This window comes from Vibrio olivae (genome assembly GCF_042428525.1).
Lineage (GTDB): Bacteria > Pseudomonadota > Gammaproteobacteria > Enterobacterales > Vibrionaceae > Vibrio > Vibrio olivae.
In genome coordinates this window covers 1-633 of sequence record NZ_JBHMEP010000080.1, presented here as the reverse complement: position 1 = coordinate 633, position 633 = coordinate 1, and the positions used below count along the sequence as shown (strand labels likewise).

General features: G+C 43.3%; 1 protein-coding gene. It reads left to right on the top strand.

The features are described from left to right. Positions 1-633: hypothetical protein (locus tag ACFFUV_RS23580; RefSeq protein WP_390198409.1), on the top strand; the 633-nt coding region annotated here is incomplete at both ends.

The window sequence follows — 633 nt, the reverse complement described above, 5'->3', positions numbered from 1 at the left end:
GTATGTAGAATGGAATAATTTAACCGCTAATATCGCCGAATGGAATAAAATACGCTTATCCGTTGTTGCTGGGGGTTGGGAGTTATTTATTAACGATGTAAGTCAAGGCGTGCGGGCGATGGCGGAAACTGGCGGCATGACGTTTAACAAGGTTGCCACATCCGACGAATCGCCGCAAAAATATGACGTTCAATATTTGAGTTTCCACAATGCAAGCGGCGATATAAGGATTGCACCGTTGGCAATGTATCCCGGTTCTCAAAATGTGCTATTAGTAACACAAGAAGAAAACGACACGTCGGTTGTTAATCCGGTATGTATGGTTAAGTTCGTTAAATATACGGGCGGCACAAATAGCTCACAACGGGATTATTTCGATATTGCAATGAGGGATAAGCAAAACCAAAACATTTACTATGTTATGCGTGTTACAAATACTAATTCCGTTGGCATGGCATCCGACCCGATATCTTATAGTAACCAATGGCGTATCGTACAGGGGTATTTAGCCCGTTATAGTCCAACGAATGGCGCAATGACTACTTTATACAATGCCATAATTACCGTGGGGGAAAATGAATGCGTTTGGCAGGACAAAAGCGGCGGAATAGTTGATTTTACGGGCGGAGCCCA